General features: G+C 59.4%; 18 protein-coding genes. 15 read left to right on the top strand and 3 right to left on the bottom strand.

The genetic code is table 11. The features are described 5' to 3' along the window. The first annotated feature begins 74 nt into the window (after positions 1 to 74). Positions 75 to 1784: an aconitase X gene (locus AGR1_RS21035; protein ID WP_149148125.1), complete on the top strand. Its 1710-nt coding sequence runs from the start codon at positions 75 to 77 to the stop codon at positions 1782 to 1784. A 10-nt stretch (positions 1785 to 1794) separates the two neighbouring features. Continuing rightward, positions 1795 to 2823, top strand: a complete 1029-nt coding sequence (locus AGR1_RS21030; RefSeq protein WP_149148124.1) for a proline racemase family protein — start codon at positions 1795 to 1797, stop codon at positions 2821 to 2823. A 149-nt stretch (positions 2824 to 2972) separates the two neighbouring features. On the opposite strand, the gene AGR1_RS21020 is transcribed toward AGR1_RS21030, so the two are convergent. Then, on the bottom strand, positions 2973 to 3995 hold the full coding sequence (locus tag AGR1_RS21020) for a LacI family DNA-binding transcriptional regulator (RefSeq protein WP_149148123.1): 1023 nt from the start codon (positions 3993 to 3995) through the stop codon (positions 2973 to 2975). 157 nt (positions 3996 to 4152) lie between these two features. After that, entirely contained in the window at positions 4153 to 4473 is a 321-nt protein-coding gene (locus AGR1_RS21015; RefSeq protein WP_077983909.1) for a hypothetical protein, read from the bottom strand. Between the two features lie 295 nt (positions 4474 to 4768). Between AGR1_RS21015 and AGR1_RS21010 the strand changes: the two genes are divergently transcribed. From AGR1_RS21010 to AGR1_RS20985, 6 genes are all read left to right on the top strand, one after another. After that, positions 4769 to 5572 carry a transporter substrate-binding domain-containing protein gene (locus AGR1_RS21010; RefSeq protein WP_149148122.1) on the top strand — a complete coding sequence of 268 codons (804 nt, stop codon included), beginning with the start codon at positions 4769 to 4771 and terminating at the stop codon, positions 5570 to 5572. A 66-nt stretch (positions 5573 to 5638) separates the two neighbouring features. After that, on the top strand, positions 5639 to 6343 hold the full coding sequence (locus AGR1_RS21005) for an amino acid ABC transporter permease (protein WP_149148121.1): 705 nt from the start codon (positions 5639 to 5641) through the stop codon (positions 6341 to 6343). Then, complete coding sequence (locus tag AGR1_RS21000) at positions 6340 to 6999, top strand: amino acid ABC transporter permease (protein WP_003521700.1); 660 nt, start codon at positions 6340 to 6342, stop codon at positions 6997 to 6999. The genes AGR1_RS21005 and AGR1_RS21000 overlap by 4 nt, the downstream gene beginning before the upstream one ends. Continuing rightward, positions 6980 to 7711 (top strand): amino acid ABC transporter ATP-binding protein, encoded by a 732-nt coding sequence (locus AGR1_RS20995; RefSeq protein ID WP_149148120.1) that lies wholly within the window; start codon positions 6980 to 6982, stop codon positions 7709 to 7711. Before AGR1_RS21000 ends, AGR1_RS20995 begins: the two co-directional genes overlap by 20 nt. A gap of 23 nt (positions 7712 to 7734) precedes the next feature. Then, positions 7735 to 8670: a 2-hydroxyacid dehydrogenase gene (locus AGR1_RS20990; RefSeq protein WP_149148119.1), complete on the top strand. Its 936-nt coding sequence runs from the start codon at positions 7735 to 7737 to the stop codon at positions 8668 to 8670. A 231-nt stretch (positions 8671 to 8901) separates the two neighbouring features. Further along, positions 8902 to 11076: a GGDEF and EAL domain-containing protein gene (locus tag AGR1_RS20985; RefSeq protein WP_149148118.1), complete on the top strand. Its 2175-nt coding sequence runs from the start codon at positions 8902 to 8904 to the stop codon at positions 11074 to 11076. A gap of 307 nt (positions 11077 to 11383) precedes the next feature. Here the strand turns inward: AGR1_RS20985 and AGR1_RS20980 are convergent, their stop codons facing one another. Then, a complete protein-coding gene (locus AGR1_RS20980) occupies positions 11384 to 12901 on the bottom strand; it encodes an amidohydrolase family protein (RefSeq protein ID WP_149148117.1) in 1518 nt (505 codons plus the stop codon). 162 nt (positions 12902 to 13063) lie between these two features. On the opposite strand from AGR1_RS20980, the gene AGR1_RS20975 reads away from it, so the two are divergent. The 7 genes from AGR1_RS20975 (at position 13064) to AGR1_RS20945 (ending at position 21493) form a co-directional block, all read left to right on the top strand. Next, positions 13064 to 14629, top strand: coding sequence for an ABC transporter substrate-binding protein (locus AGR1_RS20975; protein ID WP_149148116.1), 1566 nt, complete (start codon positions 13064 to 13066; stop codon positions 14627 to 14629). 242 nt (positions 14630 to 14871) lie between these two features. Next, entirely contained in the window at positions 14872 to 15840 is a 969-nt protein-coding gene (locus AGR1_RS20970) for an ABC transporter permease (protein ID WP_077983902.1), read from the top strand. Between the two features lie 18 nt (positions 15841 to 15858). Further along, positions 15859 to 16806: an ABC transporter permease gene (locus tag AGR1_RS20965; protein WP_149148115.1), complete on the top strand. Its 948-nt coding sequence runs from the start codon at positions 15859 to 15861 to the stop codon at positions 16804 to 16806. 5 nt (positions 16807 to 16811) lie between these two features. Beyond that, positions 16812 to 18005 carry an amidohydrolase family protein gene (locus tag AGR1_RS20960; protein ID WP_149148114.1) on the top strand — a complete coding sequence of 398 codons (1194 nt, stop codon included), beginning with the start codon at positions 16812 to 16814 and terminating at the stop codon, positions 18003 to 18005. Continuing rightward, positions 18005 to 19498: an amidohydrolase family protein gene (locus tag AGR1_RS20955; protein WP_149148113.1), complete on the top strand. Its 1494-nt coding sequence runs from the start codon at positions 18005 to 18007 to the stop codon at positions 19496 to 19498. Before AGR1_RS20960 ends, AGR1_RS20955 begins: the two co-directional genes overlap by 1 nt. After that, the gene (locus AGR1_RS20950) at positions 19491 to 20474 is read left to right on the top strand and encodes an ABC transporter ATP-binding protein (RefSeq protein WP_149148112.1); all 984 of its coding nucleotides are present in this window, start codon (positions 19491 to 19493) and stop codon (positions 20472 to 20474) included. The genes AGR1_RS20955 and AGR1_RS20950 overlap by 8 nt, the downstream gene beginning before the upstream one ends. Then, entirely contained in the window at positions 20471 to 21493 is a 1023-nt protein-coding gene (locus AGR1_RS20945; RefSeq protein ID WP_137411140.1) for an oligopeptide/dipeptide ABC transporter ATP-binding protein, read from the top strand. The genes AGR1_RS20950 and AGR1_RS20945 overlap by 4 nt, the downstream gene beginning before the upstream one ends. Positions 21494 to 21497: the final 4 nt, after the last annotated feature.

Genomic DNA, 21497 nt, shown 5'->3' with positions numbered 1-21497 from the left:
TTCTTTTTTTCACGCATTTTCCTGGCGTAAAACCGCTACGCACTTTTACTGGAAATGCTTTAGGGAGATTTCCGATGTCTTCTTCCCTCTCGGCAACAGTCGTTCCTGAAGCCCGCAGTATTTTGGCCGGTTCGGCCGAAGGTCCTGTGATTGCGACGACCGAAGCGCTGAGTTTCTGGGGTGGGGTCGATCCCGCCACCGGCCGGGTCATCGACGTGCACCACCCGTTGCATGGTGTCTGTCTTACCGGTGGCGTGTTGTTCATGCCCACCAGCCGCGGTTCGTGCACCGGTTCGGGCGTGCTGCTCGATCTAATCCTGACGGGCCGCGCGCCCTCGGCGCTGGTCTTCTGTGAGGCCGAGGACGTGCTGACGCTGGGCGCGCTGATCGCGGCCGAAATGTTCGGCAAGCCTTTGCCGGTGCTGCGCCTTGGCGCGGAAAATTTCGCCCGGTTCTCCAAAGCCGTTCATGTCCGTATCGATGAGACGGCCATCGAAGCCGATGGCGTATCCCTTTCCGTCACGCCGCCGGCGACAGCGCATCTCGATCTTGGGGATAACGACCGGGCCATGCTCGAAGGGCGCGATGGCGTCGCCGTGCAGCAGGCCATGCGCATCACCGTCGCCATGGCCGCCCAGCAGGGAGCGTCGGCGCTCGTCGATGTCACGCAGGGCCATATTGACGGTTGCATATACGCCAGCCCCGCCAATCTCACCTTCGCGGAAAAAATGGCGGAGATGGGCGCGAAGGTACGGGTGCCGACGACCATGAACGCCATTTCGGTGGACAAGGCGCATTGGCGTTCGCAGGGCATGCCGGAGGATTTCGGCGACCCGGCCGCAAGGCTGGCGGATGCCTATGTGCGCATGGGCTGTCGTCCGACTTTCACCTGTTCGCCTTACCTGCTCGACAGCGCGCCGCAAGCGGGCGACATGATCGCCTGGGCGGAATCGAACGCTGTGATCTTCGCCAATACGGTTCTTGGCGCGCGTACGGCGAAACATCCGGATTTTCTCGATCTCTGCATCGCACTGACGGGCAGGGCACCGCTGGCCGGCGTCTATCTGGAAGAAAACCGCCGTCCTCGGCGCATCGTCAATGTGGCGTTGCCGCAGGGCGTGGATGATGCCTTCTGGCCGCTCGTCGGTTATCTGGCGGGCAAGGCCGCGCCCGATTGCATTCCCCTGCTGCGCGGCCTTGGCCCTGCAAAGCCGTCGCGGGATGATCTAAAGGCGCTTTGCGCCGCTTTCGGCACCACCTCCGCTGCGCCCATGCTGCATATAGAGGGCGTAACGCCGGAAGCCGGTCTTGCCCCTCTCGAAACTGCCGACACCGTCTCCATTTTGCTGGCTGACATGGCCGCCGGCTGGTCGCTGCTCAACGAAGGGCCGGAAGAGGTTCAACTCGTCGCCATCGGCAGTCCGCATGCCTCGCTGGAGGAGTGCCAAGCGCTTGCGGCTGAATTTGCCGGCCGCCATCGTCTCGCGGATGTCGCCGTCATCGTCACCGCCGGTCAGCATGTCATCGATGCTGCTGTGCAGGACGGCACGCTGCAGAGATTGAAGGACAGCGGCGTACAGGTGCTGCCTGATCTCTGCTGGTGCTCGATTTCCGAGCCGGTCTTCCCGACGAAGACCCGTGCGCTCATGACCAATTCCGGCAAATACGCTCATTACGGCCCTGGCCTCAGTGGTCGCGCGGTGCGCTTCGGCAGTCTTGCCGATTGCGTCGACAGTGCGCTGACCGGCCATGCGGTTTCCCGTCTTCCTGTCTGGCTTTCGTGAGGAGAACTGAATGCGCAGTATAAAGACAGTTCATGTGATTTCCGCTCATGCGGAAGGCGAGGTGGGGGATGTTATCGTTGGCGGGGTAAAGCCGCCGCCGGGCGAGACGATCTGGGAGCAGAGCCGTTTTATCGCCCGCGATGAGACCTTGCGCAACTTCGTGCTCAATGAGCCGCGCGGCGGCGTGTTCCGCCATGTCAACCTGCTGGTGCCGCCCAAACACCCTGATGCGGATGCCGCCTTCATCATCATGGAGCCGGAAGACACCCCGCCCATGTCCGGCTCCAACTCCATCTGCGTTTCCACCGTGCTTCTGGATGGCGGCATCGTGCCGATGCAGGAGCCGGAAACCCACATGCTGCTGGAAGCGCCGGGCGGGCTGGTGAAGGTGCGCGCCGAATGCCGCAACGGCAAGGCCGAGCGCATTTTCGTGCAGAACCTGCCGAGCTTTGCCGCAAAGCTCAATGTGGAACTCGAAGTCGAGGGTCTGGGTAAGCTCAAGGTGGATGCCGCTTATGGCGGCGACAGCTTCGTCATCGTGGATGCGGAAGCGATGGGCTTCAGCCTGAAGCCGGAAGAGGCGCATGACATTGCCCGCCTTGGCGTGCGCATCACCAATGCCGCCAACAAGGCCTTGGGCTTCGACCATCCCGAGAACCCGGACTGGCGGCATTTCTCCTTCTGCCTGTTCGCTGGCAAGGTGGAACGCACGGCCGAAGGCCTCAGGGCGGGGGCGGCCGTGGCCATCCAGCCGGGCAAGGTGGACCGTTCTCCGACCGGCACGGCGCTTTCAGCCCGCATGGCGGTGCTGCATGCGCGCGGTGAAATGAAGGAGGGCGAAACGCTGACGGCAGTATCGCTGATCGGCTCCACTTTCACCGGACGCATTCTCGGAACGACAACGGTCGGCGATCGTCCGGCCATCCTGCCGGAAATTTCCGGCCGCGGCTGGATCACCGGCATTCACCAGCACATGCTCGATCCGTCCGATCCATGGCCGGAGGGGTATCGGCTGACAGATACCTGGGGTGCTCGGTAAGGGCGATACACCGCACTTCCCTCATCCCTGTGCTTGTCACAGGGATCCAGTCAGCCCAAGTCCTTGGGCTGAAAAGACTCCCTTTCGCCGCGCAGACGCGCGTCGGCTGGATTCCTGTGACAAGCGCAGGAATGAGGAAAGAGAGTGGATTAGCCGCCCGTGCGTTTCGTCGTCTCTCGCACGATCAGCTCGAAACCGACATCCACCCGCGCCCCTTCGGGAACAGCGGCATCCTTTCCCGCTTCCAGTATCGAGAGCAGCAATTCGCCTGCCCTGCGCCCGATCATCTGGGCATCGACCCGGATCGTTGAAATCGCCGGATAACATTGCCGGCCGATATCGAAATCGCCGAAGCCGAGGATGGAAATGCGGTCAGGGACACGGATTCCCCTTCGATGACATTCCATCAGCGCGCCGACGGCGGAAATATCCGACACGGCGAAGATGGCCTCGACATCTGGCGCCTTGGCCAGCAGCGAGCCGAGGGTCTTTGCCCCGTGGTCATAGGAGACCGGGGCGCTTCCTTCGCGGATGATGAGATCGTCGGCAATGCCCGCTTCACGCAAGGCCGCGCCGAAACCGAGCAGGCGGCTTTCGCCGCGCCAGTCCTTCACATCGCCATCCGCCCTGGAGCCGAGCGCGCCGATTCTCTTGAAGCCGAGCGATATCAGATGCTTGGCTGCGGTTCTTCCCACTTCGTAATTGGAAAAACCGACCGCGTGGTCGATGGGGTGTTCCGGAACATCCCAGATTTCCACGATCGGGATCCCGGCGCGCATCAACACTTCGCTTGCCATCTTGGTATGCACCGTGCCGGCAACGACAATGGCGTCGGGACGGCGTTCCATCATGGTGCGAATGACGCGCTCTTCCTCCTGTAAATCGTACATCGTATAACCGATCAGCAATTGGTAGTCGGCCGCCCGTAGCGCCTTGGCGAGACCCTGCGCGCTGTCGGCGAAGTTGGAGTTGGTGAGCGTCGGCAGTATGGCGGTGATGAAATTGGTGCGGCGGGATGAGAGCGATCCCGCGATTCGATCCGGCACATAGCCAAGCTTCTCGATGGCCTTCATCACCTTCTGGCGCGTGTCTTCAGACACCAGGGCAGGATCGGCCAGCACCCGCGAGACGGTCATCTTGGAGACGCCCGCGAGTTTCGAGACGTCGCTCATGGTTGCTTTTTTCGACGTGACTAACGCTGCGGCCAAGGGCGTGCGCTCCACCAAAGCATGTCTCCCTAAATTCGAACCGGTTCAGGACAAGACATACACGAAGATATCAAGGGAAAGCACGCCGCATGATTGCATATCGGTGCGGCGTGCACCGGATTTATGCGATGCGGCTATAGACCAGATGATAAAATCGTCCGTCGCACATGCTCATCATCTCATCCGTCAGTACACGGCCCTCCAGCCGGACCGGTGAAACCAGTGCTTCCTCCACCGCCTCCATCGAAGGATAGTCGATTTCCTGCACCATGATGATCGAGGCCGCGTCCGGATCGGTACGCTCGGTGCGCATCACCCGCACGGCCTGCGCATTCGGCATGCGTTTCCAGACCGGAAGCAGTTTTTCCTCGACGATGCGGAAAAATTCCTCCTCCCGACCGGGGTGAATCCTGCCTTCGAAAATTGCCGAGCGTGTGTACATGTTTCCTCCCGAATGATTGCCGATCGAAACAGTTCTGTAGATCAGACTTGCAATGATACCGATAACATGCATTATTGATCCTGCCAAGAACGTGAGATGGTGTCGACCAGAGGAAAATCGATATCCGGCAGAAATTATTGAATTTCAAAGTAAATTCATCAGATTTTTTGCTTTCGCGATCTCTTGGGAGGAGTTTATTGTCTATCGCGGTGAAATGTTATCGAGAACATTTTTCACTTTGCGCAGGATCGCTGTTCCACTTTGGGCAGCCACTTAAAAGGTTGGAGGAGAGACCATGAACATATCCAGATTTGTGAAGAACATGACCGTTGCCGTTGGTGTTGCCGCAGCTTCGCTTGCTGCCACCACGTCTGCCCAAGCCGTCTCGCTCAGCGAGATCACGGCGCGCGGCAAGGTCAAGATCGGTGTTCTGACCGGCGCTCCACCGATGGGCATGGTGGACGAGAAGGGCAATCCTTCCGGTTACGACGTCGATGTCGCCAATCTCATCGGCTCTTACCTGTCGCTGCCGGTGGAACTGGTGCCGTTGACGCCGCCCGCGCGTATTCCGGCGCTTCAGACCGGCAAGGTCGATTTCCTTGTTGCGACGCTCGCCCCGACCGGTGAGCGAGCCAAGACGGTTATGTTCACGCAGCCCTATAGCGCGTTCAACATGGACATCATCTCGGGCAAGGATCAGAAGTTCGAAAACCTCGAAAGCCTCAAAGGCAAGCGAGTTTCGGTCAATCGCGGCTCCTCGCAGGAAACCGCGCTGCGCAAGGCCAATATCGAAGGTCTCGAAATCGTCGTTTACGAAGACGATTCCACCAGCGCACAGGCATTGCTTGCCGGTCAGGTGGATGCTGTCGCCCTGCCGTCCACGGTTGGCGAAGCGATCATCAAGCAGCGCCCGGAAGCCGGTCTGCAGGTTGGTTTCACCTTCTTCCAGCAGGGCAATTCGATGGCGACCAAGCTTGAGGATTTCGAGCTGCGCCAGTGGCTGAACACGTCAATCTACCTCATGAAGATGTCGGGTGATCTCGACCGCATCTCGGTCAAGTGGACAGGCCGTCCGCTGCCGCAACTGCCAAGCTTCTGATTGAGCCTTTCAACGCGCCCGCCGGGAAACTTCCGGCGGGCCCGGGAAATGTCAACGGAGTGACGCATGTCCTATACATTCCAATTCGGCGCGCTCGCCCAATATCAGAATGAAATTCTGAACGGCATATGGCTGACGATCAAGCTGTCGGTCCTCTCTATTGTGCTCGGCTGCGCTTTCGGCATTCTTTTGGCCTCGCTGCGGTCCATCAACGGCGGCATCGTCCGCATCATCGTGGACGGTTATGTGGAAGTCATCCGCAACACGCCGTTTCTCGTGCAGCTTTTCATCGTCTATTTCGGCCTGCCGGGCCTCGGTTTCAGGGTAGGGGCAGATACGGCGGCGCTGATCGGCATGACGATCAACCTCGCGGCCTATTCGACGGAGATCATCCGCGCCGGCATCGAGGCTGTTCACAAGTCGCAGATTGAGGCGGGCGAGGCGCTCGGCTTCACCAAATACCAGATCTATCGCCACGTCATCATGGTGCCGGCCATCGCCAAGGTCTATCCCTCGCTGTGCAGCCAGTTCGTGCTGATGATGCTGGCGTCGAGCATATGTTCGGCTATTTCCACCCATGAACTTGCGGCCGCCGCAGCCTTCGTGGAATCGCAGACCTATCGCTCCTTCGAGGTCTATATCGTCGTCACGCTCATCTATCTGGCACTGGCGCTTTCCCTGCGGCTCATTCTCGCCCTCGTCGGCATGTGGCTGTTCGGGCGCCGCGTGGCGCGCAAGACGATGACCGCTTTGCCGGAGGTGCAGTCATGACTCTTCGAACTTTCGGCTGGAACGAATTCGGCTTTCTCTTGACCGCCCTGCAATGGACCGTGCTTCTGACGATCATTGCACTCATCGGCGGCGGCATCGTCGGCTTCTTCGTGGCGCTCGCCCGTACCTCGAATTTCAAGGCGCTGCGTATTGCCGCTGGCACCTATATTCAGGTGATCCAGGGTATTCCGGTGCTGATGATCCTGTTCCTGTCCTATTACGGTCTCAGCCTTGCCGGGCTGGAATTGCCGCCGCTCTTCGCCGCCGGCGCCTCGATGACGATCTATACGTCAGGTTATCTCGCCGAAATCTGGCGCGGCTGCATCCAGGCTGTGCCGAAGCAGCAGTGGGAAGCGTCGGAATCACTGGCTCTCACCCGCGCCCAGCAATATCGTTACGTCATCCTGCCGCAGGCGATCCGCATTTCCCTGCCGCCAACCGTCGGTTTTGCCGTTCAGGTCGTCAAGAATACGTCCATCGCATCGATCATCGGTTTCGTCGAACTGGCGAGAGCGGGGCAGCTCATCAACAACGCCACGTTCCAGCCGTTCCGCGTCTTCGTCGCGGTGGCCGTGCTTTATTTCATCGTCTGCTACCCGTTGTCCCAGCTGTCGCGTTGGCTGGAAAGGAGGCTTCATGCCGGAAGTAATCGTTGAAAACGTTCACAAGAGCTTTGGCGCTCTGGAAGTCCTGAAAGGCGTGTCGCTTTCGGTCGACCGTGGTGAAGTCTTCGCCCTCATCGGCCGCTCGGGTTCGGGCAAGAGCACGCTGCTGCGCTGCATGAACGGGCTGGAGAAGATCAATTCCGGCCGTATCGAAATTGCCGGTCATGCGATCGGCGAAGATGCCAAGGCGCTGCGCAGGCTGCGCACCGATGTCGGCATCGTGTTCCAGAGCTACAATCTCTTCCCACATCTGACCGTCGGCGAAAACATCATGCTTGCGCCGCGCATCGTCAAGGATGTGGCGAAATCGGAAACGAAGGAGATTGCCCGCGAGGTTCTGCAACTCGTCGGCCTTTCGGAGAAATTCGATTCCTATCCCGACCAGCTTTCCGGCGGCCAGCAGCAGCGCGTGGCGATTGCCCGCTCGCTCGCCATGCGGCCGAAGGTGATGCTGTTCGACGAGGTGACCTCGGCGCTCGATCCGGAACTGACCGAGGAAGTGCTGACCGTCATGGAAAACCTCGCCAAGGACGGCATGACCATGATCCTTGTCACACATGAAATGGCTTTCGCGCGTCGCGTGGCGACTGAAACCATCTTCATGCACAAGGGTAAAATCTGGGAGCAGGGCCGTTCTTCCGAGCTCTTCGCCAATCCGCAAACGCCGGAACTCCGGCAATTCGTCAAGGCCGATGTGAAGTAGTTCACCGGCGCAAAGGAAACTCCATGACCACTGAAATCGTGCAACTGTGCCCGCTCATCCCGGCGCTGGAAGAAGAACTTGCCGAGCGCTTCACCGTGCATCGCCTGTTCGAAGCTTCGGACAAGGCGGCGTTGCTTGCTGAAAAGGGCAGCGCGATCCGCGGCGTCGTCACCGGCGGCCATATCGGCCTGCCCGCGGATATCGCCGCTGCACTTCCCAATCTTGAAATCGTCGCCATCAACGGCGTCGGTTTTGACAAGGTCGATCTGACTGACGCGAAACGGCGCGGCTTCCGCGTCTCCAATACACCTGACGTGCTGACGGCCGATGTCGCCGACCTCGCGCTTGGCCTCGTTCTGGCGCAGGCGCGCAAGCTGCCGCAGGCGGACCAGCATGTGCGCACCGGCCAATGGCTGAAGGGCGATATGGGGCTTTCCACCCGTGTGGCCGGCCGCCGTTACGGCATTTTCGGCCTCGGCCGCATCGGCCACGCAATCGCAAAGCGGCTCGAGGGTTTTGATGCCCGCATTTCCTACACCGCGAGAAGCCGTCGCGATGTCGCTTATGATTATTACGACAGCATCGAAGCGCTGGCTGCCAATTGCGACGTGCTGATCATTGCCGCCGCCGCGACGGCCGAAACCCGCCATGTCGTCAATGCGGATGTGCTCAATGCGCTTGGTCCCCAAGGCGTACTGGTCAACGTGGCGCGCGGGTCGCTTGTGGATGAGACGGCGCTTGTCGAGGCGCTTTCGAACGGCGCGATCGGCGGCGCGGCGCTGGATGTCTTCGAGGACGAGCCGCGTGTGCCGGAAGCGCTTTTCGCTTTCGACAACGTCACGCTCGCCCCTCATGTCGGCAGCGGCACACACCAGACGCGGCGCGCCATGGCCGATCTGGTTCTCGCCAATCTCGATGCGCATTTCGCGGGCAAAGATTTGCCAACGCCGGTGGTGTGACGGACAAAGAATTGTCACCTGTATGAAGTGACGGCGCAGCTCATGTTGCGCTGTTTGGTTTCAGTCGGGCAGGGCTTCGGGGAAGCTGCTGCAAAAGACGGAATTCCCGGCGATCTTTGCCCTGTCATTCATACTTATATAATATGTATAATCGTACTGTTCTGCCTGATTATGAAGTAATGAGGCGGAGAGGTGCGTTCCAAAGGCCCGAAGACACCCGAAGAGAACCGGATGTCGCGAAAAAAGCGCGATGTCATGCCATCCGCCATTCCTGACATGGGCGAAAATGCCAATCCTTCCGACCGGCACGCGCTTCTGGAAGCGATGATCGACCACGTACCGGATTTTATCTATGCCAAGGATCTGGAAGGGCGCTTTCTTTTCGCCAATCGCGCCATCGTCACCGAAAACGGCTTTGATACGGTCGAGCAACTGATAGGGCTCACTGACTACGATATTCATGGTGAAGCGGCGCAGCGCGCCGGCATTCCCGAGACCGAAGCGCGGGTAATGCGCACCGGCGAACCGGATCTCGGTTATGAAGAACGTGCCATGCGCGGGGATATCGACCGCTGGCTCATGATGTCGCGTGTGCCGCTGAAGGACAAGGCTGGCAACATCATCGGCGTGGTCGGCGCTTCGCGCGATATTACCCAGAAAAAGGCCTCCGAGCGATTGCTTCAGGCGCAGGCGCGTATCCTGCAAATGATTGTGGAGGCGGCGCGGATCGAGGATTTTCTCGAGGAATTCGTCAAGGCCATCGAAAATCTCGCCACCGGCCTTGCCTGCGCGGTGCGGGTATTCGAGGCGGCGGAAGGGGAGCCTTCCGTTTACGCCTCGCCGGCGCTCGCGCAGCAGGAGGGGCTGGCCGCACTTTTCGCCAGTATCAGTGATCCTGAGCGCCTCACCCATCCGGCAGAACACGTCGCCTTCAGTTTCGATATTCCGGCCAGCGAAGGCAAGGCGCATGGTTTCGTCTGGTGCATGCTGGCCGGCCGCGAGCCGGACGCGGCGCTGGTGGAGTTTATCGGTGCTGCGGCGCGCATGGCGGGTCTGGCGATAGACCGCAAAAGGGCGGCGGAACATATCGCCTTTCTGGCGGATCACGACATGCTGACCCGGCTACCCAATCGCCGCTTTCTCGATACTCGGCTGCCGGAGATACTGGCGGCGGCGGCAAAGGCGAACAGAAGGGTCGGTATCGGGTTTCTCGATCTCGACAACTTCAAGCAGATCAACGATACGCTTGGCCACAGCATCGGCGATGCATTGCTGGCGAAAACCGCCGAGCGCATTGCGAAAAGTCTCCGGAAGTACGATCTCGTTCTCAGGGTGGGGGGCGACGAGTTCGTCATCATTCTCGAAGAGCGCAAGGACGATGTCGAAAACCGCCTGCAGCGCATCCGCGCCGCTGTCTCGCAGCCCTTGCGCATCGGCAATTACGATATCAAGGTCACAAGCAGCATCGGCATGGCCTTTTTCCCGGAGCATGGGGAAACCACGGCGGAAATCGTCGCAGCGGCCGACCTTGCCATGTATGAGGCCAAACATAACGGGCGCGACAGCATCGCCACCTTCACGCCGAACATGGCGGATGATCTGAGGAAGAAATTCAACCGGATTGAGGAGTTGCGCAAGGCGGTGGAAAGGGACGAATTCGTCCTGCATTTCCAGCCGCAAGTCGATCTTGCAAACGGCCGGGTCAGCGGCGTGGAGGCGCTTGTTCGCTGGCAGCATGCCGCGGAAGGTCTGCTCGGCCCTGAGGAATTCATCGGGCTTGCGGAAGAAACCGGACTGATCGTGGAGCTAGGGGCAAACATCCTCAGAAAGGCCTGCCACCAGGCGCAGGCATGGGCCGCCGCCGGCCTGCCGCCCATGAAAATGGCGGTCAATATTTCTCCGCGGCAGTTTCAGGGCGGGCTGGTGCAGCAGATAAGGTCGGTGCTGAAGGAAACCGGGCTAGCGCCCTCCCTTCTGGAAATCGAGATAACCGAGACGCTGATCATTCAGGATGTTGAGGCATCGGTACGGATTATGCGCGCCATAAAACAGATGGGTGTCAGCCTGGCGCTGGACGATTTCGGCATTGGTTATTCTTGCCTTGGTATGCTCAAGACATTTCCGCTGTCCTGCATGAAGATAGACCGCTCGTTCCTGACCCACCTGCCGGAAAAAACCAAGGATAGCGCCATCGTCACGATCATGATCCAGCTTGCGGGATCGCTGGACATCGATGTCATTGCCGAAGGCGTGGAAACCGCCGAACAGGCCGCGTTCCTGCGCATGGCGGGCTGTCCTTACGGCCAGGGCTATTATTTCAGCCGACCTCTTCCGGCGGACGCGATTGAGGCAATGCTGGCAAATACTACGACATTCCCCACCGGCGTTTCCAGCGACAGGCCATAAGCTCCCCCATTTGACGGATTTGCCGGAGAGACGGGCGAGCCGCCATGCGAACTACCTCGACGTCGAAAAGAAGTCTGAAGCTTGGACCGGTTTCGTTCGTCTCGAGCGTTCGTTCTAATTGTCTGCATAAAAAGCATAAACCGGGTTAGACAACTCAGATCCACCCCGTTTTGAACGGGTGAGTCACTAGCTCCAGTCAAAGTGCCTGACATGATGTCAGGTTTGCTCCCCGGACCACTCCAGGCCGGGGAGTTTTTGTCGTGATGCTGGCGGGGCTGTGAATGAGGGTTTGCCGTAGCCTCTTGATTTATCGATCCTGATCGAGCCCATGCGCGTTCGCGCGGTAGCTTGCATCTTCCGGTGGACGGGGAGGGTACACCGGCTCGTCGAATGTGCGCAGCAAGCGGCCCCAGCCCGGATCATGCATATGTGCTTTCAGGCCGGCCCGCTCTACCAGAGCGATCGCCTCCTGTTGGCCAAAGTCAATGGCGGCGTCGACATCTGCTGTCAGAACCCGACCATTTTCCATCAGTAACTTTCCGTCCACAAAGACGGCATCGACATCGCTGCCAAGGACCTGATGCACCAACCGGTGGACCGGCATCCACATGGGCATCAGATGTGGCTTGCGCATATCGATGATGACGACGTCAGCCTTCTTGCCGATTTCGAGCGAACCGATCTCGTCTTCCATACCAATGGCGTGAGCAGCGTCGATTGTGATCATCTCGAAAATCTTGCCGGGCGGCAGCAGGTAGCGGTCATGATTGTGCAGGAGATGCTGCGTAAATTGTGCCAGGCGCGCCGTCTGAAGCATGTCGAAATGGCGGCTCGGGGCTGCACCATCGCTGGTAATCGCGACACGAATGCCTTTCGACATCATTTCCATGACGGGTGTCGCGCGGCCCGGTGGTGCGTGGGTCACGCGGGTGCCGGTCTCGGCCAGGATGTCGATCTCGTCATGGGAGATGCCCCAGCAGTGCTGGAGGTGGATATCTGGACCAAGCAGGGCATTTTCCTTGTCCTGAAACGCCATGCGGATTTGTCCGGCAAAGGCGTCGGAATGAAGCCTGACACCTCTCTTGCGCGCCATCTCGCGCATCCGGCGGGCCTGCATCCTGTCGGCGTCGGTCAGCTTCACAGCCTGATCAGGTGTCGATGCATTTGATGGTTCGACCGAAGGCACGATGGTAAAAGGTGTCAGGAAAACGCTAATGCGGCCATCGGCGCTTCCATGCAATGCTTCAATCACCGCTTCGCTGCCCTCCATCATCTCGTCGAAGCTCACGTCACGACGCTCTGGCGAACCGCTCTCCCAACGCGTGACCTGATGAGGCCAGGGCAAGCCTGACGGTCCGATGCAGATGATTTCGCGAAGGCCGAGTTCGCTATAGGCGCGGGCATGGTTGATGGCGAAGACGGGGTCATCTGCGCGCGGCATCGAGGTGATGATGCTGGCCCCGGTCGTCACCCCGGCGCGCAATCGTTCAATGCCGGAAATCAGCCCATCGGCATACCAGTAGTCGCGGGTCACGTAGTGATAGTATGTCGGGGTGATGATTTTCATCCACATCGCATTGGTATCCGCCGCAACGCTGCGAAGAAGCGCGTGGCCTGCATGGCCATGGGCATCGATCAGGCCAGGGGTGATCAGTTTTCCTCTGCAGTCGATAGCCTCCTTGTCTCCATGGCGGGGTTCCAGTTCATCCGCAGTGCCGATGTCGACAATCCTGTCGCCCTCGATGGCCAATGCGCCGTCTTCGATAATGCGCCGCTCCGTGTCGACCGTGACGATCGTGCCGTGTATCAGCAGAAAGCCTGTCATATTCCGTCCTCCCTCTCTTTAATTCGTATCCAAAAACTTACAATTTTGAGTACGATAATTGTCAACAATATTATTGACAATAAGCCCGGGTGAAACAATACTCCCTTTGCCCGAGCGGACCGCCCAGCGGTCTTCCAACGATTTATAAAAAGGGGGGATCAAATGTCCCGTATCAGAAGTTTCGTCCTGGCGGCCATGGCTGCCGCCGCCATTGCCGTTCCCGCCAATGCCGAGACCCTTCGCTGGGCCGGTCGCGCCGATCTTTATTCGCTAGACCCATATTCGGTCCCGTCTACGTCCAACCTTGCTTTTCTGAATCATATTTATGAGGGTCTCGTTCGTTACGGGCCGGACTTCCAGATCGAGCCGGCGCTTGCCACCGAATGGAAGCTGATTGATGGAAAGACCTGGCGCTTTACCCTGCGCAAGGGTGTGAAATTCCATGACGGCGCAGACTTCACCGCTGATGATGTCGTCGCATCCTTTACCCGCGCTTCGGACGCGACCTCGCCGCTGCGGGGTAATATCCCGATTTATGCTGGCGTCAAAAAGGTTGACGATTTTACGGTTGACCTCGATGTCAACGCGCCCACCTCGCTCTTCCTGAACGACATCACCAACATCTTCATCTTCAATGCCAAGTGGTTGAAGGATAACAATAGCGAGAAGCCCACCGACTTCGCGTCGAAGGTCGATGGTTACACCACCATGCACACCAACGGCACCGGCCCGTTCAAGCTCGAAAGCCGCGTTCCCGATAGCAAGACTGTTCTCGTTGCGAATGAAGGCTGGTGGGACCAGAAAAAGCACAATCTCGACCGCATCGAATTTGTGCCGATCGCATCGGCGGCAACCCGCGTCGCGGCACTGCTGTCAGGTGAAATCGACCTGATCGATTCCGCCCCGATCCAGGATTTGCCGCGCCTCGAATCCTCGCCCGATATCACGGTGAAGAAGCGCACCGAGCTTCGCACGCTTTTCATTGGCTTCAACCGCCGCGAAAAACTGGAAAACGGTCAGCCGAACCCGTTCAATGATTTGCGTGTCCGCCAGGCCTTCGAAGCCTCCATCGATCGTGACCTCATCAACAAGAAAGTCATGCGTGGTCTCGCAAGAGCGTCTGGCTCGCTGATCGCACCGGAGATTGCGGGCTATGCCAAGTCGCTCGACACGTTCGAGCCGGCCGATCCGACCAAGGCGCACAAGCTGCTTGCCGATGCGGGCATGAAGAACCTTGCTTTCACCTATACCTGCATGAATGATGAGAGCGTCAATGAAGAGGATATCTGCTCTGGCGTTGCCAACATGTTGAAGCGCGGCGGGTTCCAGCCGACCATCGATATCGCGCCACGTTCGGTGCAGTCACCCAAGCGCAATGGTGGCACGGCTGACGTCTTCAACCTCAGCTGGGCGAACGAGCCGACACTCGACGCCTTCTCCATGCTGTCGCAAATCCTCTCGACCCGCAAGGGTGCGATGGGCGTCTCCAATTACGGCGGCTGGTCCAATCCCGAGATCGACAAGCTTGTCGCGCAGGCGGCGCAGGAGCAAGACAATACGAAGCGTCTGGCGCTCGAAGAAGCCGCGCTGAAGATCGCCAAGGACGAGACCATGCTCGTGCCGTTGCATCAGCAGCCGATTGCCTGGGCGATGCTGGCCAAGGTCAAAAGTGTCGACTTCCGCGCCGACAACAAGCCACGCCATTGGCTGACTCAGCTCGACAAATAAGACGGAGAGCAAGCGAGGCGCCGGTCACTGGACTGAGCGCCTTGCCTGTTTCAGCAGACATTCGAGTACGCGCCAGTTCATTCGACTGGGTGTGAAGCCGAACGAAACCGTGTCAAAAATTGTCGACAAAGTTGCACCGTGGTCGCGGTTCTTGCACGCCGCGTAACCTTTGCCCCATCTCAGGAAGAGAATAATCGAACCTGAATGCCCGCGTGATTCAGGCTCGTGTCCGAGAGGTAACAATGCTGGTTTTCATTATCAAGCGTTTGGGAAATGCCGTGCTGGTCATGCTTTCCGTTGCGCTTATCGCCTTTATGATCTTTCGGCTGGCGGGAGATCCTGTCGAGCTGATGGTTGGCGAACAGACCTCCCAGGAGGATCGCGCCGCGCTACGTGAGAGGCTCGGCCTCAATGACAGCCTGCCGACCCAATATCTGCGATTTGTCAAAGATGCGGCGGAGGGCAATTTCGGTGTTTCCTACCGCAACGGCCAGCAGGTGCTGCCGCTGATCGCCGAAAGGTTTCCCGCAACGCTCGAACTGGTGCTGGTTGCCACCATCATATCGCTTGTCGTCGGCCTGCCTCTCGGCGTTCTGACGGCAATCCGGCGCGGGAAATGGTATACGGAGGGCCTGCAATTCCTGTCGATTGTCGGCGTCTCCCTGCCAAGCTTCGTTGTCGGCATCCTTCTCATTCTGGTATTTTCGGTGTCGCTGGGCTGGGCGCCTGCATTTGGTCGCGGCGATGTCGTCCAGCTCGGGTGGTGGTCGACGGGGCTTTTGACGTCTTCCGGACGAGCGGCCCTCATTCTCCCTGCCATTGCACTTTCTCTCTACCAGATCACGCTCGTCATGCGTCTGGTGCGGGCGGAAATGCTTGAAGTCTTGCGCTCCGATTTCGTGAAATTCGCGCGAGCTCGCGGCATACCGCGTTGGCGGATCTATTTCCGCCATGCGCTGCGCAACTGTCTGATGCCTGTTGTGACGCTGACGACGATGAATGTCGGCTCGCTCATCGCCTTCGCACTCATCACGGAAACCGTGTTTCAGTGGCCGGGCATGGGCATGCTGTTTATTCAGGCTGTCACCTTTCTCGATATTCCCGTCATGGCGGCCTATCTCTGCATCATCTCCTTCATCTTCGTTGTCCTCAACACGTTCGTCGATATCGCCTATGCGGTCATCGATCCGCGTCTGCGCACCGCGCGCTAACCGAAGGGAGCCGGTTTCATGACAGACCTTTCGCAAACGGAAAAACCCGCCCGTCGGTCGCTTTTAAGCCGCATGCGTGACAGCGACCTCTACTGGTCCTTTAGCCGCAGCAAATCGGCGAAGGTCAGCGCGCTCATCCTTGCGCTATTGATCCTTGCCGCCATCTTCGCGCCGTGGATTGCGCCCCAGAACCCATATGACGGCGCATCGCTCGACATGTGGAAGGCCGAGCTGCCGCCGATCTGGCAGGAAGGCGGCGAATGGCCGTTCTTGCTTGGAACGGATACGCAGGGACGCGACATGCTGTCCGCCATTCTCTATGGCACGCGCATCTCCATCGTCATCGGTGTTGCCTCCGTGGTGCTCTCGCTCATCATCGGCATGACGGCGGGTCTGGTGGCGGGTTATTTCGGCGGTATTGCAGATGGTCTGCTGATGCGCATCGGCGATATCACGCTCTCCATTCCGACCATTCTTGTCGCCATCCTCGTTTCCACCGTCGTGCGGCAGATGCTGCCCGACAGCCTGCGTGAGGTCGGTGCGTCCGCCGTGCTCATTCTCGCCATCGCGCTTTCCGCCTGGGTGCAATATGCGCGAACGGTGCGCGCTCAAGCCATTGTGGAAACCGGCAAGGACTATGTTCAGGCCGCCAAGCTGATCGGCGTGCCCGCCCGTCGCATCATGGCGGCACATATCCTGCCCAACACGCTGACGCCGATCATGGTTGCTGCGACGCTTAATTTCGGTATGGCCATCCTCACGGAAGCGACCCTGTCCTTCCTTGGCATCGGCATGCCGCCGAGCCAGCCGTCGCTCGGCACATTGATCCGCATCGGCAACCAGTTCCTATTTTCCGGCTCCTGGTGGATTGTGCTGTTTCCGGTCTTCCAACTCTGCCTGCTCGTCGTCACCGTCAACCTTCTGGGTGACTGGCTGCGCGATGCGCTCAATCCGAAACTGAGGTGAGTTCCATGCACGATCTTCTTTTGCGCAACGTACGGCCCATGGCGGGCGAAGCCTGCGATATTTTGATCAGGGACGGCAAGATTTCAGGTTTCGGAACATTTGAAGCCGAACCCGAAATGCCGGTCGAGGATGGTAAGGGAGCAATCGCCATCCCCGGTCTCATCGATGCCCATACGCATCTGGATAAGACCACGTGGGGCATGCCCTGGCACGTCAACAATCGTGCCGCCATCCTTCGCGAGCGGATCGATTTCGAGCGGGAGAACCGCGTTCAGATCGGCATCGATCCGCATCGCCAGTCCATGCGCCATGCCATCGGGCTCGCAGCCAATGGCGGCACCCATATTCGCAGCCATGTCGATATCGACCCCACCCACGGGCTAAAGCTGGTCGAGGGCATCTGGGAAACCCGGGAAAAGCTTGATGGTATCATCGATATCGAGATCGTCGCCTTCCCGCAATCCGGTGTCATGGTCATGCCCGGCACGGTGGAGCTTCTCGATGAAGCCTTAAAGCAGGGCTGCGAAGTGCTTGGCGGCATTGACCCCTGCGGCATCGACCGCGATCCGAAGGGCCAGCTGGACATTCTTTTCCAGCTGGCGACAAAACACGGCGTCCCGATCGATATCCATCTGCACGAAGCCGCCGACCTCGGCGCCTTCACCATGGAACTCATCTTCGAGCGCATCCGGGCAAACGGCATGCAGGGCAATGTCGCCATCAGCCATGCCTTTGCACTCGGCATGAATGACTATCTGCGCGTCGGCAGGCTGATCGACGAGATCGCGCGGCTCGACGTTGCCATCCTGACCACGGGTGCGCCATCGGCAAGCGTGCCGTCGATCATGCGCCTCAAGGAAGCGGGTGTGCGTGTTGGTGGCGGCTGTGATGGCATCCGCGATACATGGGGTCCGTGGGGACAGCCGGACATGCTGGATCGCGCCAAGATCATCGGCATGAAAAACGGACTGCGCTCGGATATCGAACTAGCCCACGTGCTGCACGTCGTTTCCAAGGGCGGCGCCGATGTAATGGGTCTCGAAGACTATGGCATGGAGATCGGATGTCATGCCGACTTCACCCTCTTGACCGGGGAAACGCTGGCGCAAGCCGTTGTCGATATCGCGCCGCGGCCGCTGGTCGTCAAAGGCGGCCGTGTCACTGCGAGAGATGGCAAAGCCATCGTGGAGGCGCCGTGATGAGCGATGTTCTTAACTCGTTGCAACTCGGCGAAAGGCCGGAAGGACGGACGTTGCTGGCAGCCAGCTGGGTTGTCGGACATAAGGATGGATCGCACCGCCTTCTCAAAAACGGCGAGGTTGTCGTCGAAAATGGTGAAATCGTCTTTGTCGGGCATGAATTTCCCGGAGAGGTCGCCCGGCGTATCGATTTCGGAAATGCTCTCGTCAGCCCCGGGCTGATCGATCTCGACGCGCTCTCCGATCTCGATACGACGATCCTCGGCATCGATCATCATCCGGGCTGGGCCAAGGGCCGTGTCTGGCCGCGTTCCTATGTCGAAGCCGGTCCTTACGAAATGTACTCGCAGGAAGAACTTGCCTTCCAGAAGCGTTTCGCGTTTGGACAACTGCTTCTCAACGGCATCACCACCGCAGCGCCAATTGCATCGCTGTTTTATCGCGCGTGGGGGGAGACTGTAACTGAGTTCGAGGCCGCGGCCGATGCTGCTGGTGAACTTGGCCTTCGCGTTTATCTCAGCCCCGCCTTCCGCTCCGGCGGCATGGTGCTGGAAGAACCGGGCCGCATGGTGCCGGTCTTTGATGAAGAGCGTGGTTTCCAGGGCCTGAAAGACGCAATTGCCTTCATCGAGAAGCAGAGTGGGCGGCATGGCGATCTGGTGCGCGGCATGCTCGCACCGGATCGGGTCGAAACCTCCACTCTGGGCCTGATCGAGCGTACCGATGCGGCTGCCCGCGAACTCGGCTGCAAGTTCCGTCTTCATATGGCGCAAGGCGTCATGGAGGTCGAGACGGTCCGCAAGCTTCATGAGTCGACCGCGCCGATCTGGCTGGCCAAGGCCGGGCTTCTCAGCGAAAGGCTGATCGCGCCGCACGCCACCAATGCGACGGAGGAAGATCTGGCGCTTTATGCGGAGAACGGCGTGTCGATCGTCCACTGTCCGCTGGTATCGAGCCGCGGCGGCAGCACGCTCTCGTCCTTCTCTTCCTGCCGCAAACGCGGCATCAACATTGCGATGGGAACGGATACGGCGCCGGCGGACATGTTGATGAACCTGCTCATTGGTCTGATTACCTGTCGTATCAATGACGGCGTTCCAGACCAGATCCGCTGTGCCGATCTTTTCGATGCGGCGACACTTGGCGGCGCGCACGCGCTTGGACGATCTGACCTTGGCCATCTTTCGCCGGGTGCAAGGGCAGACATTGCCGTATTCGACCTCGACGATATCGTCATGGCGCCGAGCATCGATCCCATCACCACGCTGGTGACCGGCGGCTCTGGCAAGGTCACGCGGGCCGTTTTTGTCGACGGCCGTCTTTCCATGCGTGAGAGACAGGTCGCTCATATCGATATGCGGCGTGCCCGTGAACAGGCGCAGGCTCAGTTCGATCGTCTGATTGCCAAATATCCCGAACGGAGCTGGGCAAATCCGCCTGTCTCCGAAATTTTCCCTCCGAGCTATCCGGTGGAGGTCGCCCAACATGGTTGAAATGAACCAATCGGTCATCGATGTCCGTAGTCTCAAGGTCGAGTTTCCCGGTCGGCGTGGCACCGTTACCGCGCTTTCCGATATCAGCCTTTCGATCCGGCCCGGCGAAATTCTGGGTGTCGTCGGTGAATCCGGTGCCGGTAAATCCATGACGGGACTTGCCATACAGGGCCTGCTCGAAAAACCCGGCCACATTGCCGGCGGTGAGATATGGCTCGGGTCGCGCCGTATCGATCAGCTGGATGACCGGGCGATGGAAAGCATTCGCGGTCGGGAGATCGGAGCGATCTTTCAGGACCCGCTGACCTCGCTCAATCCACTGTTTACGGTCGGTGCACAGCTTGTCGAAACGATCCGACAGCATTTGCCACTGTCGAAAGCGGATGCACGCGCTCGGGCCGTTCAACTGCTGAAAGATGTCGGCATTCCATCACCTGCGGATCGTGTCGATCATTATCCGCACCAGTTCTCCGGTGGCATGCGCCAGCGAGTAGTTATTGCGTTGGCGCTCGCCGCTTCACCGAAACTCATCATTGCCGATGAGCCGACGACGGCGCTCGATGTCTCGATCCAGGCGCAGATCATTTCGCTGCTGCGGCGGCTGTGCAAAGAAAAGCAGACCGCGGTCATGCTCGTCACCCACGATATGGGCGTGATTGCCGAGGCTGCCGACCGTGTTGCGGTGCTTTATGCCGGCCGGCTGATAGAGGTGGGACCGGTTGAACAGGTGCTGCACGAACCGCGCCACCCCTATACGCAGGGCCTGATGGCCTCCATTCCGTCGCTTGGCGCCAGGGTAGAGCGGCTCAACCAGATTGACGGGGCGATGCCGCGTCTCGATGCGATCCCGCCGGGATGCGCGTTTAATCCCCGTTGTGGTTTTGCCGGGCCGCGCTGTCTGCGGGAACGGCCTGAACTCGAAACAGTCGGCAACGGCGCCAGTGCATGCTGGCTGAACGCAGGAGGCACAGCATGACACAATCCGCAGCTCAAAAAGCAGCACTCAGCAAGCCGGCTTTGACGGTGAAGGGCCTGACGAAAACCTTTGATGTTTCGGCCCCGCTTCTCAATCGCATCATCGAGCGCAAACCCCGGCAGTTCGTCCAGGCCGTCAACGATATCGATTTCGCCGTTCCGGCCGGGGGCTGTCTCAGCATCGTCGGTGAAAGCGGCTGCGGCAAATCGACAGTCGCCCGTCTGATAACAGGGCTTTTCCGGCCAAGCGCCGGTGAGTTTCAATTTGCGGCGGGCGGCAGGGGCAGCCCCCTGTCGGCGCAGATGATCTTTCAGGATCCCTATGCCTCGCTCAATCCACGATGGCGCGTGAAGAACATCATCGCAGAGCCAATCCGCGAGCTGAAGCTGCGCGCGACAAAGGCCCAAACGATGGAGCGCGTGGAAGAGCTTCTCAAAACCGTGGGGCTGTCGGCCTCGGACGGCGAAAAGTTTCCGCATGAATTTTCCGGCGGCCAGCGCCAGCGTATCTCCATTGCCCGCGCATTGGCCAGCGAACCGGAATTCCTCGTCTGTGACGAGCCGACATCGGCGCTCGACGTTTCGGTGCAAGCGCAAGTGCTGAACCTCATGCGCCGCTTGCAGGATGAACTCGGCCTTACCTATCTCTTCATCAGCCACGACATGAGCGTTGTTCGTCACATGTCAGACCGTATCGCCGTTATGTATCTCGGGCGGATTGTGGAGGAGGGGGATACGGAAGAGCTTTTCGCCAATCCGCGCCATCCCTATACGCGGCTGCTTCTCCAGACGATCCCCAATATCAAGACGCCGCAGCGGGATCGGGAGATTGTGGCAGGCGAAGTACCGAGTCCTCTAAAGCCACCTTCGGGTTGCGCTTTTCACCCCCGTTGCCCGCGGGCGACGGCGCAATGCTCAGCAGAGGTGCCAAAAGTGAAAAGCCTCGCCAACGGCACGCGGGTCGCCTGTCATCTGGTCGAAGATGATGTGGAGTGGACCGGCCAGCGACAGCGCGCCTGAGAGG

Source organism: Agrobacterium sp. B1(2019) (genome assembly GCF_008274755.1).
Lineage (GTDB): Bacteria > Pseudomonadota > Alphaproteobacteria > Rhizobiales > Rhizobiaceae > Agrobacterium > Agrobacterium salinitolerans.
The sequence above is the reverse complement of the archived record's forward strand: the minus strand, read 5'-3'. Positions and strand labels throughout refer to the sequence as shown.